Source organism: Bifidobacterium sp. UBA744 (assembly GCA_002298605.1).
Lineage (GTDB): Bacteria > Actinomycetota > Actinomycetes > Actinomycetales > Bifidobacteriaceae > Bifidobacterium.
This window is the reverse complement of the sequence record DBKS01000027.1, coordinates 68447-69997: the sequence shown is the minus strand read 5'-3', so window position 1 is coordinate 69997 and position 1551 is coordinate 68447. Positions and strand designations below refer to the sequence as shown.

The window sequence follows — 1551 nt, the reverse complement described above, 5'->3', positions numbered from 1 at the left end:
ATGCACTCCAGCCAGGCCAGCGGCGGCAGCGGCGTCGTGCCGAACGCGGCATTCAGGAACGGCACATAGATCACCAACAGCTGCAGCGCAACCGAGATGCCGATGGCGCCCCACAGATACTTGTTCGCGAAAAGCCCCACAAACGCGCTCTGCTTGGCCGAACGCGAGGCAAGCGCATTGAACAGCTGCGCGAACACCAAAATCGTGAAGCCCATCGTGCGAGCCTCGACCATCTGGGCCTCATGGCCAAGCGCATCCACCGAACGGTCGGTGAACAGGCCACCGGAAAGATGCATGTCCATGCCGATCAGCGTTACCGCCGCCATGATTAGACCCACATAAATAATGTCGCCCCACATGTCCACGTCGATCACGCGATCGGTCAGCTTGCGGGGTCTGCGGTTCATCACGTCCTCGGTCGACGGGTCAACGCCCATGGCCAGCGCGGGCGCCGCATCGGTGAGCAGGTTGATCCACAGCAGCTGAGTGGCCAGCAACGGCACCGTCACGCCGACGGATCCGGGCTGCTGGATGCCCAGGAACCCGGCCAGCATCACGCCGCCGAACACAGTGAACACCTCGCCCACATTGGAGCTGAGCAGATAGCGCAGGAACTTGCGGATGTTGTCGAAAATGCCGCGGCCTTCGCGCACGGCGGCCACGATGGTGCTGAAATTGTCGTCCGCAAGAATCATCTTGGCGGATTCCTTCGTCACTTCGGTACCCGTAATGCCCATGGCCACGCCGATGTCCGCGGTTTTGACGGCGGGCGCGTCGTTCACGCCATCGCCGGTCATGGCAACGATATTGCCCTGACGCTGCAGGCTTTCGACGATGCGCAGCTTGTGCTCCGGAGCCACGCGGGCATACACCGACACCCTGGCGGTCGCCCGGTCGAACGCAGCCTCGCCCTGAGCGCTCAACCGGTCAAGCTGGTCGCCGGTAAGCGCCTCGCTGATGAGGGTCTTGCCGCCATCACCACCCGCCTGGCCGGCAAGCGTCTCGCCATCCTTGCCGACAATGCCCAGATCGGAGGCGATGCGGGCGGCGGTAAGCGGGTGGTCGCCGGTGATCATCACCGTGCGGATACCGGCCCTATGCGCCTCGGCCACGGAATCACGCACCTCGGTGCGCGGCGGATCGATGATGCCCACCATGCCGGCCCAGATAAGATCGCTTTCGATGACGGCCGCCTGCTCTGCGATGTCGCTGACCTGCCCGGCGGCATTCACCTGGATGCCGGGCACTTCGGCCAACGACGCGGTCTCCAGCGGACGATACGCCTCGCCCAGCGTGCGATAGGCCTCGCCGGACAGGCGCTCCACCGTGGCGAGAATATCCTGGCGGTCGCCATCGGTCAGCGGGCGCACCTGGCCGCCCACGGCAATGCGCGAGCAGTAGCCCAGCAGCACGTCAGGGGCACCCTTGGCAAATACGGTGAGCTTATTGGAATCGGCCCCATCCCGCGCGATCACTGCCATGCGCTTGCGCTCCGAGGTGAACGGCACCTCGGCCACGCGTTCAAAACGGTCATAGCTTTTCAGCGCCTTG

Annotated in this window: 1 protein-coding gene; it reads right to left on the bottom strand. The window is 64.4% G+C overall.

The genetic code is table 11. The features are described 5' to 3' along the window. On the bottom strand, positions 1-1551 hold a 1551-nt coding region (locus B2994_RS03085; RefSeq protein ID WP_291526930.1), incomplete at both ends, for a cation-translocating P-type ATPase.